1 protein-coding gene is annotated in these 363 nt (G+C 65.8%); it reads left to right on the top strand.

Annotated features, from left to right (window positions below; genetic code table 11):
* Positions 1-363, top strand: a 363-nt coding sequence (locus tag B3187_RS14705) for a hypothetical protein (protein WP_286807223.1), incomplete at both ends; no start/stop codon positions are given.

Genomic DNA, 363 nt, shown 5'->3' with positions numbered 1-363 from the left:
CCGGGTCGGCCGGAGCGCGCGCCAGCGGGGTCAGGCGGCGGTCATCGATCCGGCCTACTGGGAGCGCTACTATCTCAGCAGTCATTACGTGCACGATCGACAGACGGACTTTGAGATCGCCTACCCCCTGCGGCTGACCTCCCGCATCACCTACCCGGTGGAGGACGAACGGACCCCGGAACCGGTGGTCGACCAGCACGACCAGTCCCGCTTTGGTCACTTTCGCTCAAGGTCCCTCGCCGGCGCTGATGCGCTGACCCATCAGTTTGACTACCGACTCGAAGCCGGCCGCTTCTCGGCCAACGACTACCGCGACTTCCAGGCGTTTACCCTGAACGCCATCGACGCCCTCTCCCGCCCGGT

The organism is Marinimicrobium sp. UBA4209 (assembly GCF_002381585.1).
GTDB lineage: Bacteria > Pseudomonadota > Gammaproteobacteria > Pseudomonadales > Cellvibrionaceae > Marinimicrobium > Marinimicrobium koreense.
The sequence above is the reverse complement of the archived record's forward strand: the minus strand, read 5'-3'. Positions and strand labels throughout refer to the sequence as shown.